This window comes from Pseudochelatococcus lubricantis, assembly GCF_011762225.1.
Lineage (GTDB): Bacteria > Pseudomonadota > Alphaproteobacteria > Rhizobiales > Beijerinckiaceae > Pseudochelatococcus > Pseudochelatococcus lubricantis.
This window is the reverse complement of sequence record NZ_JAASQI010000001.1, coordinates 396,039-409,922: the sequence shown is the minus strand read 5'-3', so window position 1 is coordinate 409,922 and position 13,884 is coordinate 396,039. Positions and strand designations below refer to the sequence as shown.

9 protein-coding genes and 2 tRNA genes are annotated in these 13,884 nt (G+C 67.3%); 5 read left to right on the top strand and 6 right to left on the bottom strand.

Translation table 11 applies throughout. The annotated features are described in order from the left end of the window. Positions 1 to 13: 13 nt before the first annotated feature. A complete protein-coding gene (locus FHS82_RS01770; RefSeq protein WP_166948086.1) occupies positions 14 to 340 on the bottom strand; it encodes an FAD assembly factor SdhE in 327 nt (108 codons plus the stop codon). A gap of 116 nt (positions 341 to 456) precedes the next feature. Here FHS82_RS01770 and recG point away from each other — a divergent pair, with 116 nt between their 5' ends. Together recG and xth are read left to right on the top strand one after the other, a co-directional pair. Further along, positions 457 to 2,562: an ATP-dependent DNA helicase RecG gene (gene recG, locus FHS82_RS01765; RefSeq protein ID WP_166948893.1), complete on the top strand. Its 2,106-nt coding sequence runs from the start codon at positions 457 to 459 to the stop codon at positions 2,560 to 2,562. 26 nt (positions 2,563 to 2,588) lie between these two features. Next, positions 2,589 to 3,371, top strand: a complete 783-nt coding sequence (gene xth, locus FHS82_RS01760; RefSeq protein ID WP_166948891.1) for an exodeoxyribonuclease III — start codon at positions 2,589 to 2,591, stop codon at positions 3,369 to 3,371. A gap of 81 nt (positions 3,372 to 3,452) precedes the next feature. Here the strand turns inward: xth and FHS82_RS01755 are convergent, their stop codons facing one another. The 3 genes from FHS82_RS01755 to FHS82_RS01745 form a co-directional block, all read right to left on the bottom strand. Beyond that, a complete protein-coding gene (locus tag FHS82_RS01755) occupies positions 3,453 to 4,226 on the bottom strand; it encodes a tetratricopeptide repeat protein (protein ID WP_377591155.1) in 774 nt (257 codons plus the stop codon). Between the two features lie 385 nt (positions 4,227 to 4,611). Then, positions 4,612 to 7,326 (bottom strand): valine--tRNA ligase, encoded by a 2,715-nt coding sequence (locus FHS82_RS01750; protein WP_166948889.1) that lies wholly within the window; start codon positions 7,324 to 7,326, stop codon positions 4,612 to 4,614. A 152-nt stretch (positions 7,327 to 7,478) separates the two neighbouring features. Next, positions 7,479 to 7,943: a peroxiredoxin gene (locus FHS82_RS01745; protein ID WP_166948082.1), complete on the bottom strand. Its 465-nt coding sequence runs from the start codon at positions 7,941 to 7,943 to the stop codon at positions 7,479 to 7,481. Positions 7,944 to 8,281: 338 nt separating this feature from the next. Here FHS82_RS01745 and FHS82_RS01740 point away from each other — a divergent pair, with 338 nt between their 5' ends. Next, complete coding sequence (locus FHS82_RS01740) at positions 8,282 to 11,686, top strand: YhdP family protein (RefSeq protein WP_166948080.1); 3,405 nt, start codon at positions 8,282 to 8,284, stop codon at positions 11,684 to 11,686. Between the two features lie 62 nt (positions 11,687 to 11,748). Here the strand turns inward: FHS82_RS01740 and rnk are convergent, their stop codons facing one another. Then, a complete protein-coding gene (rnk, locus tag FHS82_RS01735) occupies positions 11,749 to 12,252 on the bottom strand; it encodes a nucleoside diphosphate kinase regulator (protein ID WP_166948079.1) in 504 nt (167 codons plus the stop codon). A gap of 508 nt (positions 12,253 to 12,760) precedes the next feature. Next, positions 12,761 to 12,836 (bottom strand) — tRNA-Asn (locus tag FHS82_RS01730). 214 nt (positions 12,837 to 13,050) lie between these two features. Here FHS82_RS01730 and FHS82_RS01725 point away from each other — a divergent pair. Together FHS82_RS01725 and FHS82_RS01720 are read left to right on the top strand one after the other, a co-directional pair. Continuing rightward, positions 13,051 to 13,124: transfer RNA gene (locus FHS82_RS01725), tRNA-Cys, on the top strand. A gap of 108 nt (positions 13,125 to 13,232) precedes the next feature. Next, positions 13,233 to 13,868, top strand: a complete 636-nt coding sequence (locus FHS82_RS01720) for a protein-L-isoaspartate O-methyltransferase family protein (protein ID WP_246224963.1) — start codon at positions 13,233 to 13,235, stop codon at positions 13,866 to 13,868. Positions 13,869 to 13,884 lie beyond the last annotated feature (16 nt).

Below are 13,884 nucleotides of genomic sequence, written 5' to 3'. Positions count from 1 at the left end.
GGCCGGCAGCAACTCAGACGTTGATCGGGGATTGGTGCGTGTGGAACGCCTTGATTCGCCGGAAGATCGGCGTGTCGTTCGCGGGCGGCACCTCGCCCGTGCTGAACCACGTGAAGAGGTCGCGGTCGGGAAGCGCCATCAGGCGCTCCAGCTCCGCCACCGTCTCCTCGTCGAGCGCGTCGAGTTCCGCGTCGACGAAGGGGCCGAGCACCATGTCCATCTCGCGCGTGCCACGATGCCAGGCGCGAAAACGGATGCGCCTGCGCCGCGCGTCGAGCGCAAGCCCGCCCGAGAGATCGGCCCCCTGGGCATCGCCATCTGCCTCTGAAAAACTGTTCATGATTTGTCCCTTGAAAGACATATGGTCGCCACGGGCGTTCGGCTGGACTATATAGCGTGTACGTTCGCTTCTGTCACCAGCGTCTCGCCGACCTCAACGCCCGGATCGCCGCCCGCATGCGCCCTGCCCTGCTCGACCCGCTGTTTGCGCCCGTCACGGTGTTGCCGGGGGTGGGGCCGCGTCTGGGCGCGCTGTTCGACCGGCTGCTGGGGACGGCGGAAAGACCCGCGCGGGTCGTCGACCTGCTGTTTCACCTGCCCCATTCCGTCATCGACCGCAGCAGCCGCCCCCCGATCCGCGACACGCAAGAGGGCGATATCGTGACGCTCACGGTGCGCGTGGCGGAGCATCGCCCGCCGCCGACCGGCCGGGCGCGTGCGCCGTTCCGCGTGCTGGTGGAGGATGGCACCGGCGACGTCACGCTGGTATTCTTCTCCACCACGCAAGCACGCATCGACAAGATGCTGCCGCTCGGCGCGACCCGCGTGGTTTCCGGCCGGATCGAGTTCTGGGAAGGGTTCCGCCAGATGGTGCACCCCGACCGGATCATGACGGAGGAGGAGGCGCGCGACCAGCCGCTGATAGAGCCCGTCTACGGCCAGACGGAAGGGCTCGCCTCACGCACCATCGCCCGAATCGCGCAGGCGGCGCTGGCCGACCGCCTGCCGCACCTGCCGGAATGGCAGGACGCGGCCTGGCTCGCCCGACAGCAGTATCCCGATTTCGCCACGGCGCTCACGGCGCTGCACAGGCCCGAATCGGCCGCGGCTCTCGCGCCCGAAAGCCGGACGCGCAAGCGCCTCGCCTATGACGAACTGCTCGCCTCGCAACTGGCGCTGGCGCTGATGCGCGCCACGCACCGGAAGGCGGCCGGGCGGGTGACTGTCGGCGACGGCCGTCTCGTCGATGCGCTCACGAAGGCGCTGCCCTTCCGGCTCACCGGCGGGCAGCAGCAGGCGGTCGCGGATATCCGCCGCGATCTGGCGGAGCCACAGCGCATGCTGCGCCTGCTGCAGGGCGATGTCGGATCGGGCAAGACGGTGGTCGCCCTGCTGGCCATGGCGGGCGTGGTCGAAGCCAGGCGGCAGGCGGCGCTGATGGCCCCAACGGATATTCTGGCCCGCCAGCATTTCGCCCGCCTGGAACCGCTGGCGCGCGCCGCCGGCATCAACGTCGCGCTGCTGACGGGCCGCGAGAAGGGCGCGGCACGCGCGGCGACGCTTGCCGCGCTCGAATCGGGCGAGGCGCAGATCGTCATCGGCACCCATGCGTTGTTTCAGGAGGCCGTCGCCTTCCACGATCTCGCGCTTGCCGTCATCGACGAACAGCACCGTTTCGGCGTCCATCAGCGCTTTGCACTGAGCCGCAAGGGCGACGGCGTCGACATGCTGGTGATGACCGCGACCCCGATTCCGCGCACGCTGACGCTCACCTGCTTCGGCGACATGGACGTATCGCTGCTGAAGGAGAAGCCCGCAGGCCGCCAGCCCATCGACACGCGCGCCCTGCCGCTGGAGCGTCTGCACGAGGTGATCGACGGCCTGCACCGGGCGCTGGCGCGCGGCGCGCGGGTCTACTGGGTCTGCCCGCTCGTGGCCGAATCGGAAACCATCGATGTCGCCGCCGCGCAGGAGCGCTTCGAGGATCTGCAGCGCATCTTCGGCCCGGTCGTGGGCCTGCTGCATGGCAAGATGAACGGGCGCGACAAGGATGCCGCCATGAGCGCCTTCCAGCGCGGCGAAACGCGGATTCTCGTCGCCACAACGGTGATCGAGGTCGGCGTCGACGTGCCGGAGGCCACCATCATGGTGATCGAGCACGCAGAGCGCTTCGGGCTCGCGCAGCTTCACCAACTCCGCGGGCGCATCGGGCGCGGCAGCGGCGCCTCCACCTGCCTGCTGGTCTACAAGGCGCCGCTCGGCGAGGTGGCGAAGGCGCGCATCGCCATCATGCGCGAGACGGAGGACGGCTTCCGCATCGCCGAGGAAGATCTGAAACTGCGGGGCGAGGGCGAAATTCTCGGCACCCGGCAGTCCGGCGCGCCCGTCTTCCATCTGGCGCGCCTTGACGACGACGCGGACCTGCTGCGCATCGCCCGCGACGACGCGCGCCTCGTGCTGGAGCGCGACCCCGGCCTCGCGTCCGAACGCGGGCAGGCGTTGCGCGTCCTGCTCTATCTCTTCGAACGCGACGAGGCCATCCGCCTGCTACGGGCCGGCTGACTCACCACAACGGAAAAAACACCATGCTGCGCATCGCTACCTGGAACATCAATTCCGTCCGCCTGCGGATCGACCACCTGACCGCGTTCCTCGACGAGGCGAAGCCGGACATTCTCTGCCTGCAGGAAATCAAATGCGTCGATGACGCCTTCCCGCGCGCGCAGATCGAGGACAAGGGCTACAACGTGGCGGTGAACGGGCAGAAGACCTTCAACGGTGTCGCCATCGTCTCCCGCCTGCCGCTGGAGGACGTGACGCGCGGCCTGCCCGGCGACGACGGCGACGAACAGGCCCGCTATATCGAGGCCGTGGTTTCCGTGAAAACCGGCGCGGTGCGCGTAGCCTCGCTCTACCTGCCCAACGGCAACCCGCCCGACAGCGAAAAGTATCCCTACAAGCTGAAGTGGCTCGACCGCCTCGCCGACCACGCACGCACGCTGCTGGCTCTGGAGGAGCCCTTCGCGCTAGCCGGCGACTACAACGTCATCCCCCAGGCACGCGACGCCGCCCATCCCGAGCAATGGACGGGCGATGCGCTGTACCTGCCGCAGAGCCGCGCGAAGTTCCAGTCGCTTCTCAATCTCGGCCTCACGGAAGCCGTGCGCGCCTGCGACGACCGGGACGGGCTCTATACCTTCTGGGACTATCAGGCTGGCGCGTGGCAGAAGAACAACGGCATCCGCATCGACCACCTGCTGCTGTCGCCGCAGGCGGCCGACCACCTCAAGGCCGCACACATCCACAAGCAGATGCGCGCGCACGAGAAACCGTCCGACCACGTGCCGGTTTCGATCGACCTCGACCTCTGAACACGGGCTGCGGGCGATCACGGAAGGGAAAAGCGATATCCACCTGTATCCACTTTTCCCGCCGAGGCCTTAGGGAAATGTTTACTGCTTTTTACGAATGTATTGCTCAAGGTAGGAAAGGGCCTGCTTCCGATCCGCCTCGCTTGCCGCGGCAAAGTTCTTGTCGTGGAGTTCGGCGATCCACGCATCCTTGTCGGCGTCGGAGCCGTCGCGCGCCAGCGTCAGCCACATGAGGCCCAGTCCCGGCTGGCGCGGCACGCCCTGGCCCGACACCAGCAGATTGCCGAGCAGCGCCTGCGCCTGCCTGTGCCCTTTTTCAGCGGCCAGCTTCAGCCAGCGCGCCGCCTGGCGCGGGTCCTTCGGCACGCCCTGCCCGTCCAGATAGAGGCGCGCAAGCGCGTATTGCCCGTCCGGGTCGCCGTAGTAGGACGCCGCGTACTGGAACATGTCCACGGCGCGGCTGACATCGGCCTTGACGTAGCTGCCTGCAATACCGTCCAGAAAGTAGCCGCCGAGTGCCACGAACGCGCTCGACACGAACGGCGCTTGCCGTGTGCCGGGGCTTTCGTCGGCATAGCGGTCCGCGATCTGGGAGAAATACTCGAAGGCCTTCAAATCGTCGTGGTCGACGCCGTCGCCTTCCGCGAACATGCGTCCGAGCTTCCACAGCGACACCGTATGCCCCTGCATGGCGGCATATTGCAGCGCGCGCACCGCGCCGGTCTTGTCGCCCGCATTGTAGTCACGAATGCCGCTGCGGAACGCATCGCCCACGGATTTGAAGCCGCCCTGCGGCTGGGACTGGAGAGGATTGGCCGCCTCGATCGGATTGGCAGCGCCCTCGTTCGTTTTCACGGGTGCGAGAGCCGCCTGGGCGAGATTGTCCGCGCGCGCCGGGAACGAAAACACACCTGCGGCAAGACAAGACGCCACGCAATACAGTACGACCGAGCCATTCCGAGCGTATTTCATTTATTTCAGCGCTCGCATCGAAAAGCACGCCAACATCACTGCACCCGCTCTACCCGTCCCCACCTGCCGCGACACCGTTCATGCCAGCCAACTGGCACGCGAACGAAACCGGTATACTGCGAAGCCGGCTTCCGTTTCATCGCAGCCTATGAAGCGCGCCCTTTATGGCGGCATCGCGGCAATACAGGTATTTGGCACATGCCGATACACCCCCGATGCAACAAAGCCGCAGGCGTGGCAGAAAAGCCACGCCTGCCGGCGGGCACCCTCATCCCAGCGCCGCAAGCTGCTCCAGCGCCGCCGCGATCTGCCTGTGGCGCGCTTCGGCCTCGGCGCGGCGCTCGTGCTGCTCGTCGACTATTTCCTCCGGCGCGCGGGCGATGAAGTCCGCATTGCCGAGCTTGGCGTCGATACGGGCAATGTCCGCCACCAGCTTCTCGGCCTCCTTCTTCAGACGCGCGCGCTCGGCGTCGAGGTCGATGATGCCGGCGAGCGGTAGCGCGGCCACCTCGCCATAGACGATGAGCTGGACCGCGCCCGCGGGGGCGGCGTCCACGAAGTCGATGCCCGACAGGCGTGCAAGCCGCGCCACGATCTCGCGCCAGCGCTGCGCGCGCTCCAGCGTCTGCGGCGAGGCGGCGACGAGCGCCAGCGGAATCTGCGCGCCGGCCGGCACGTTCATCTCCGAGCGCACGGACCGGATCGCGGAAACGAGTTCGATCACCCAGCCGATCTCGGCCTCCGCCGCCTCCCCGCCGATCGCGACGGGAACGGGCCAGGAGCTGAGCGTGAGCAGACCGTCGCGCGCCGGGCCTTCCGCGCCCTTGATCGCCCACAGCTCCTCGGTGAGGAACGGCATGAAGGGATGCAGCAGCTTGGCGATCTCGTCGATCACCCAGGCGACGGTAGCGCGCGTTTCGTCCTTCGCAAGTCCGTCCTCTCCTTGCAGGACGGGCTTCGCCAGTTCGAGATACCAGTCGCAGAACAGGTTCCAGACGAAGCGATACGCCCCGCCCGCGGCCTCGTTGAAGCGGAATTCCTCCAGCGCCGTCGTGATTTCCGCGGTCGCCCGCCCCGCCGCCGAGACGATCCAGCGATTGAGCGTTTCCTTCACGTCGGCCGGATCGAAGCCCGCCACGCGCACGCAGCCGTTCATCTCGGCGAAGCGGGCGGCGTTCCACAGCTTGGTGGCGAAGTTCCGGTAGCCCTCGACGCGCTGTGTGGACAGTTTGATGTCCCGCCCCTGTGCAGCCATGGCCGCGAGGGTGAAGCGCAGCGCATCCGCGCCGTAGCGATCGACGAGATCGAGCGGATCGATGACGTTGCCCTTCGACTTCGACATCTTCGCGCCGCGCTCGTCACGCACCAGCGCATGGATGTAGACGTTGCGGAACGGCACCTCATCCAGAATGTGCAGCCCCATCATCATCATGCGGGCCACCCAGAAGAAGATGATGTCGAAGCCCGTCACCAGCGTGCTGGTGGGGTAGAAGCGCTTCAGCTCGGGCGTCTCGTCCGGCCAGCCGAGCGTCGAGAACGGCCACAGCGCCGACGAGAACCACGTATCGAGCACGTCCTCGTCGCGGGTGAGCGTGACGTCGCTGTTGCCGTAGTGGCGGATGGCCGCGTCGCGCGCCTCCTCCTCCGTCCCGGCGACGAAGGCGTGGCCGTCCGGCCCATACCACGCCGGGATCTGGTGGCCCCACCACAATTGCCGCGAGATGCACCACGGCTCGATGTTCTCCAGCCAGTCGAAAAAGGTCTTTTCCCAGTTGCGCGGAATGAAGACGGTGCGCTCGTCGCGCACGGCCTTCAACGCCTTTTCCGCCAGCGGCTTGACGTTGACGTACCACTGATCCGTCAGCCACGGCTCGATGACGACGCCCGAACGGTCGCCGTGTGGCACCATGTGCGTGTGCGGCTCGATCGTCTCGACGAGTTCCCGCTCCTCCAGCAGGGCGACGACGGCCTTGCGGGCCTTGGCGCGGTCCACGCCCTCCAGCGCCAGCACCGCGTCGAGATCCGGGCCGGGCGTGGCGCCGCGCAGGAAATCCTCGTTGCCGACGATGCGCACCTCCGCCTCCGGCCCGAGCACGTTGATGAGCCGCAGGCCGTGGCGCTTGCCGACCTCGAAGTCGTTGAAATCGTGCGCGGGCGTGATCTTGACCGCGCCGGTGCCCTTCTCGGGATCGGAATAGCTGTCGGCGACGACCGGAATGCGCCGGCCGACGAGTGGCAGCAGCACATCCTTGCCGACGAGATCGCGGTAGCGCTCGTCGTCCGGATGCACGGCCACGGCCACGTCGCCCAACATGGTCTCGGGGCGCGTGGTGGCCACGACGATGAAGCGGCCCGGCTCGTCCGCAACCGGATAGCGCAGGTGCCACAGATGGCCCTTCACTTCCACCTGCTGCACCTCGATGTCAGAGATCGCCGTCTGGAAGCGCGGATCCCAGTTGACGAGGCGCTTGTCCTTATAGATCAGGCCGTCGCGGTGGAGCTGCACGAAGACCTTGCGCACCGCCCGCGACAGGCCCTCGTCCATGGTGAAGCGCTCGCGCGACCAGTCGCAGGAAGCGCCGAGGCGGCGCAACTGGCGGCCGATGGTGCCGCCCGACTCTGCCTTCCATTCCCATACGCGCGCGACGAAGGCTTCCCGCCCCATCTCGCGCCGGCCGGGCTGCTGGCGCTCGGCGAGCTGACGCTCCACCACCATCTGCGTGGCGATGCCCGCGTGGTCCATGCCCGGCTGCCAGAGCACGTCCTTGCCGCGCATGCGCTCGAACCGGCACAGGATGTCCTGCAACGTATTGTTGAGCGCATGGCCCATGTGCAGGGAGCCGGTGACGTTGGGCGGCGGAATGACGATGGAATAAGGCGCCGCCGCCCTGCGGTCCGGCCGGCCGGCACGGAAAGCGCCCGCCTCTTCCCAGGAACTCGAAATGCGCGCCTCGACGGCCGCGGGCTCGAAAGTCTTTTCCATCGCACTCAACTTGCATACTCGTCTTCTGGCGCGCCGGGGCGCGACACCACGGGAGCGCGCCGCGCGGCACGCTTCTTTCCGCAGGAGATGAAACGGACGGGAACGCGCCTGTCAAGGCGCATCGGCCCGACGCCCGCGGTGCCAGGAGCCCGTTAAAGCGCCTGCGCCGCCTTCAGCACGGCCTCGGCATGGCCGGGAACCTTGACATTGCGCCACACCTGCGCGATGCGCCCCTCGCCGTCGATCAGGAACGTGGCCCGTTCGATGCCGAAATACTTGCGCCCGTACATGCTCTTCTCGACCCACACGCCGTAGGCCTCGATGACCTCTTTCTTCTCGTCCGAGGCGAGCGGAATGGTGAGATCGTATTTCTCGCGAAAGGAATCGTGGCTCTTCACGCTATCGGCCGACACGCCGACGATCTCCGCACCGGCGTCCGCGAAGGCCTGACGCAGGCCGTTGAAGGCTATGGCCTCCTTGGTGCAGCCGCTGGTATCATCCTTCGGATAGAAGTAGAGCACCACCTTGCGCCCCAGCAACCCGGCGAGCGAATATGTCTCGCCGCCGCTGCCGGCCAGCGTGAAATCGGGGGCGATGTCACCCGCTTCAAGACTCATAGCGTCCTCCATCGTCATAAAAGCGCCAAACCAGGCAGCAAAACGCGCAATATATAAATATGAAAAGCTAGCAGGATTCGCGCGTACCGCGCAGCAGTGTAGTCCGACAGGAGAACTTTTTGTGGGAAAAGGACGATTTTGGACGGGATTTCGCGTCTGACGCGATTCGCCGGACAGGCGTTCGCGTTACACTGGTATAGCCTGAAGGCTCGCCCGCCCGCCTGCATCGGCGCCCCGGCGGACAATGCCTATGCGAGCCCGGTGGAGAATCGGGCGTCGACAGTTTCCACGCCGGGCGTTTCGCGCGGACTTCGCAACCGGCAGACCAACGGTAGGGCATGATCAGGCCACGACAGATTCGCAGCAAACGGCGCAGGCGCATCAGGCGCCGGAGCGCGGCCGGCAGAGCGCTGGCCAGCCTGCTGCGCAGCGGCCTGTGGACGGCGGCGATACTGGTCTTGTGCGTCGTCGCCATCGTCACGCGGATGTCCTTCGGCTCGCTGTCGACCCAGTCGCTGGCCGAGCCGATCGCCAGGGCGCTCACCGACCAGCTCTCCCCCGGCTGGAGCGCGCGCATCTCGGAAACCGGTATCGCACTCACCGACCACGGCCCGGCGCTGCTCGCCGAGAACATCGAGATCGTGCAGCCGGACGGCACCGTCTTCCTGCGCGCACGCGCAGGCGAGATCGCCGTCGATCCGTGGCGGTTCGCCTATGGCGAGATCGGCCTGACGTCCGTCGCCTTCTCGGGCCTCGACGCACGCCTCACCATGATGCCCGACGGCAGTCTGCACCCCGGCGACGCAGCGAACGTTCCGCCACCGCCCGCCGGGACGCCGCAGCAACAACAGCCCGCCGTTTCCTTTGACGAGACCGTGGTCGGCATCGCCAACCTGCTGGCCGACCAGACAGGGCTCACACGCTCCCTCGACCGGGTCGCGCTCTCCGACGCGCGGGTGACGGTCATCGACGTCCACGGCGCGGAGCGTCTCACCTTCGCCGACGTCACCGCCGACCTGACGCGCGAGGCCTCCGGCAGCCTCGCCGTTTCCCTCGCCCTGCAGGGCCCTTCCGGACGGTGGACGGCACGCGGCGACGTCACCGGCGGCAGCGGACAGGAACGGACCGTGGCACTGGCGCTCGACGGCGCGCCGATGACGGACCTGCTGATGCTGGCGGGCGCGCATGGCGGGCTCGTCGAGGGCGACCTCACCTTTTCGGCGAGGCTCAAGGTCGCGATCACCGCGGACAACAAGCTCGCGGCGCTCTCCGGCAAGCTCGAATCGTCACCCGGCACGGTGATCTATCACGACCGGGACCAGCCGTCTTTCGAGGTCTCCGCATTCCGGCTGGAGGCGGAGCGGGAAGAGGGAAGCAGCGGCATCCGCATCCCCTCCCTCCTGCTGGAGACGAACGGCTCCCGCTTCACGCTCGGCGGGCGCGTCGCTTTCGACGATCCGGACAGCTCCTGGCGCTTGCAGCTCGACGGCCGCGACGCCGTCCTGCCGCCGCTCTCGCCGCGCGAGGCTCCCCTCGCCATCGACGCCGTGGAAGTCATGGCAGCGGGCATGCGGGGCGGTGGCCTGCGCATCGAACGGGTGGCGGTCTCCGGCGCGGGCTTCGGTGTCGCGCTCAACGGCGAGATCGGCGGTCCCGGCAACGAGGACGGCGTTCGCCTCGGCATCCAGACAGCGCGCTCGAACGCGCGGTCGATCCTGCGTTTCTGGCCGCCGTTCGTCACGCCGGAACCGCGCCGCTACCTGATCGACAACCTGTCCGCCGGCATCGTTGATTCCCTCAATGTCGCGGTCAATCTCACGGCCGAACAGCTCGCGGCCTCCCGCCGCCGCGAACCGTTGCCGGCGGATTCGGTGCGCACGCAGTTCTCCGCCTCGCAGGTCACGCTCACGGCCGCGCCCGGCTTTCCGCCCCTGGAGCAGGCGACCGTCAGCGGCCTCGTGACCGGCGCCACCGCATCCGTCACCGCCTCGTCCGCGAAGGCGGAGGTCGCGCCGGGGGCGATCCTCGACCTGAGCGAGGGGCGCATGGACGTCCCGCGGCTGACGCCCCCCATCGAAGCCAACATCGGCTTCCGCCTGCGCGGCAGCACGGCGGCACTGGCGCATCTGCTGCGGCGCGAGGCGCTGAAGGACATGTTCAATGTCGATGTATCGCCGGAATCGGTCGGCGGCGACGCGGACCTCGCCGTTTCCATCACCCTGCCGATGGTAAACCACCTGCGGCCGGAGCAGGTCGTCACGCAGGCTGCAGGGCGCATCGAGCGTCTGGCAATCGATCTCGACGGCGGCAAGGACCGGCTGACGAACGCCAGCCTGCAGCTCAATCTCGACTCGAAGAATCTGTCGCTGTCCGGAAACGGCCAGCTCGGCGGCATGCCGGCCGAACTCAGCCTGCGCCAGCCGCTGCGCAAGCGCGACGGCAGCGCGCAGGCCGATATCACCCTCACTCTCGACGATGCCGCGAGAGCCGCGCGGGGCATCAACCTCGGCAAGCGCCTGACGGGGCCGGTCGTCGCGCGCGTCAGCACGTCGTTCAGCACGGGCGCCGCCAAGCCGTCGGCGCCCGCCAAGGTCGATGTCGATCTGACGCGCGCGCGCATCGACAACCTTCTGCCCGGCTGGACGAAGGCCGCCGGCAAGCCGGGCCGGCTGACGTTCTCCGCCCTCGACGACAACGGCTATGCCCTGTCGGACATTGTCCTTAACGCAGGCTCCGTCAGCGCCCGGGGCGCCGCACGGCTCAACGCCGACGGCGCGCTGAAGAGCGCCAGCCTCACGCAGGTCAGGCTGTCCCCCAACGACGATTTCGCGGTTGACGCCGATCAGGGCAACGGTGTCCTCCGGCTTGCCGTGCAGGGCAACCTGCTCGACGCGCGCTCCTTCCTGCGCATTTTCCGCGAGGGCGCGAGCAGGCAGGGCGGCGGACAGGCAGGCGGTGGTTCCGGGCTCAACCTCGATGTCAATGTCGCGGTGAACATCATCGCCGGCTTCAACAACGAGACGATCTCGAAAGCGGCCCTCAAGCTCGGGCTGCGTGGCGGCGAGCCGGAGAGACTGCGGCTGACCGGCAGCTTCAGCGGCGCGCCGCTGTCGGCCGAGATGAGCGGGAACACGGGGATTTCGCTCGCCACGAAGAACGCCGGCGCAGCGCTGCGCTTCGCCGACATCTACGCGCACATGGCCGGCGGCGACATGCAGATGCACGTCGATCTGGCGCAGGGCGGCGCCGGAAAGGTGCTGATTCGCGATTTCGCGATTCGCAACGAGCCGACGATGGAGCGCATCCTCACGGAAAGCCCGAAAAAAATCGCCGTCGACCCCGGCAATGTGCCTTTCACCAAGCTCCGGGTGAGTTTCACCCGCGCACCCGGCCGCATCAACATCCAGGAAGGCGTGCTGTGGGGGCCGGGTGTCGGCGTCACCATCGAGGGCAATGTCGACACGCGCAACGAGCGCATCGATGTGTCGGGCACCTACGTGCCGGCCTATGCTCTCAACAACATCTTCAGCCAGGTGCCCCTGCTCGGCCCGCTGCTGGGGGGCGGGCAGTACGAGGGCCTCTTCGCCATCAACTTCCGTGCGACGGGGGCGCTCGATTCGCCGGCGCTCACCGTCAACCCGCTTTCCGCGATCGCACCGGGCATCTTCCGCAAGTTCTTCGATCTCGGCCGCGCCGACAGCGGGCAGCCGCCGCCGGCACAACCGCAGCCCCCCGGCCAGTAGGGCACGCCCCGGGGAGCGGGATGACGCCCCGGAAAGGTCATCCCGCAGCATGTATCATCGACTCACGCCGCAGACGGGCCCGGATCGTCGTCGCCCGCCGCACTTGCGTCCTGCCGGCGCGCGGCACGGGCTCCCGCGAGATCGACGACGCCCTCCTCCGGCGCGGATTCCCCGCCGTTGTCGACGGAAAGGACGGTGAGCCGCTGCTCGCGCCCGTCCCGCGCCGTCCAGTTGATGGACTGGCCTTCGGAGAGCCCGATCAGGGCCGTGCCGATCGGTGTGAGAATCGAAATGCGGCCGGCCGAGATATCGGCCTCGCCCGGATAGACGAGCGTCACGCGCCGGCGCTGGCCGTCGTCCGATTCGAACTCGACCCGCGAATTCATCCGCACGACGCCCGCCGGCATCTTGTCCGGCCTCACGACGCGCGCGCGCTCCATTTCGCCCTGAAGCTCCTCGGCAAGTTCCGGGTTGCGGGCGCTGATGGAGGCAGCCAGCGCGGACAGGCGCTCCTGCTCCTCTTCGCTAACGACAATCCTCGGCAGGCGGGTGCCTGATTTTGTCATGGTAGTCACCTTCGTGAAATTCGGCGCCCCGGCCTTCGTGCCGTGGGGCGCGATCTGTGAAAACGTTGTGCCGCGGGCCTCGCCGGCGCGGCCATCAGGAAAATCCGAGAAGAAGTCTCTATCGACGCCGGGAGCGCGACGCTTTCCGGGTGGCGGCGCGGGAAAGGGGCGGCAGGGGTGAACCGGCCGTCAGAGCCCGGTATCCGGCAAGGCCGGCTGCCACCCCGCATGGCGCGCGGCCGCCATCCTGCGGGACGGCTGCCACCATGTCCGGCGGGAACACAGGTCCGGCTTCGCGGAGAAGACAATCTCCACGTTCGCGGACACACCTTCCGGCATTATTCCGCGCGGCATGACGTGCCATATGCAAGCCTTTGTTCCCATGGGCTCATGCTCGCCGCAATCACGGATTTTGTCAATTGAGCGCCGGCACGGCAGCCGGACGATCCGCCAGGTCCGCATAAACGAACAGCCTGCGGACCGGTCAGTCCGCAGGCTGTTTATAAACTGGCTCCCCGAGCAGGACTCGAACCTGCGACCCAGCGATTAACAGTCGCTTGCTCTACCGGCTGAGCTATCGAGGATCAATGAAGAGGGGATTACATGAAGCTTTTAGCCGATGCAAGTACTTTTCCGTTCGCCCCGCTTCGAGAGGCCAACATGTGGATAACCTGACGGGCGGAGCACCCCGGCACCGTCACATATCATCAACGTGATGGATAAATCCCCGGCAACCGGTGACAAAGCCGCACAGGGCAGTTGCCATTCCGCGTGGCTTTGCTATGAAGCACCGGGTGAGGCCTCGTGGCGGAGTGGTTACGCAGAGGACTGCAAATCCTTGCACCCCGGTTCGATTCCGGGCGAGGCCTCCAGCGGCAAGCCATGCGGGCCGAACCTCGCAGGGATTGCCTTGTCCCGGATGCGTCGTCAGCAAGCAAAAGGTCCACCCGATGTTCGATTTTTCCGTTGCCCGGCGCAGGATGGTTGACTGTCAGGTGCGCACCTTCGACGTGACCGACAGGGCGTTGCTCGCGGTTCTGGAAGATCTGCCGCGCGAGCGATTCGTCCCTGAGGACCGACAGGTCCTGGCCTTCAGCGACCAGCATCTCGTCGTTTCGCCCGATATCGAACACGGCCGCTTTCTGCTGGCACCGCTGATCTTTGCCCGCATGGCGCAGGAACTCGGCGCCGGCGCCGGCAAGCGCGTGCTCGATGTGGGCGCCGCGACGGGGTACGGCTCTGTCGTGTTGGCGCGGCTCGGCGCAAATGTCACCGCCCTCGAATCGGACGGGACGATCGCCGCGCGTGCCCGTGATCTGGCGGCCGAGTTCGGCGAAGGCCGAATCAACGTCGTCACCGGCCCGCTGGAAGCGGGTTGGAAAGCCGGCGCCCCCTATGACGCGATCCTGATCAACGGCGCTTTCGAGGCGGAGCCCGCCGAGCTGCTCTCCCAACTGGCGGAGAATGGCCATCTGGTCGGCATCGACCATGATTCGGGCGCGCCAAAGGCCGTCATCATCCAGCGCGCGGGAACAGCGTTCGGCTCCCGCACGCTGTTCAACGCACCGGCGCCGGTACTGGACGGCTTCAGGGCCCCCTCGGGTTTCGTTTTCTGACATCCTCGCGGACCAG

Coding starts and splice junctions, on each gene's coding strand:
- FHS82_RS01770 (WP_166948086.1), bottom strand. CDS start 340: ATGAACAGTTTTTCAGAGGCAGATGGCGATGCCCAGGGGGCCGATCTC.
- recG (WP_166948893.1), top strand. CDS start 457: ATGCGCCCTGCCCTGCTCGACCCGCTGTTTGCGCCCGTCACGGTGTTG.
- FHS82_RS01750 (WP_166948889.1), bottom strand. CDS start 7,326: ATGGAAAAGACTTTCGAGCCCGCGGCCGTCGAGGCGCGCATTTCGAGT.
- FHS82_RS01745 (WP_166948082.1), bottom strand. CDS start 7,943: ATGAGTCTTGAAGCGGGTGACATCGCCCCCGATTTCACGCTGGCCGGC.
- FHS82_RS01740 (WP_166948080.1), top strand. CDS start 8,282: ATGATCAGGCCACGACAGATTCGCAGCAAACGGCGCAGGCGCATCAGG.
- rnk (WP_166948079.1), bottom strand. CDS start 12,252: ATGACAAAATCAGGCACCCGCCTGCCGAGGATTGTCGTTAGCGAAGAG.
- FHS82_RS01720 (WP_246224963.1), top strand. CDS start 13,233: ATGGTTGACTGTCAGGTGCGCACCTTCGACGTGACCGACAGGGCGTTG.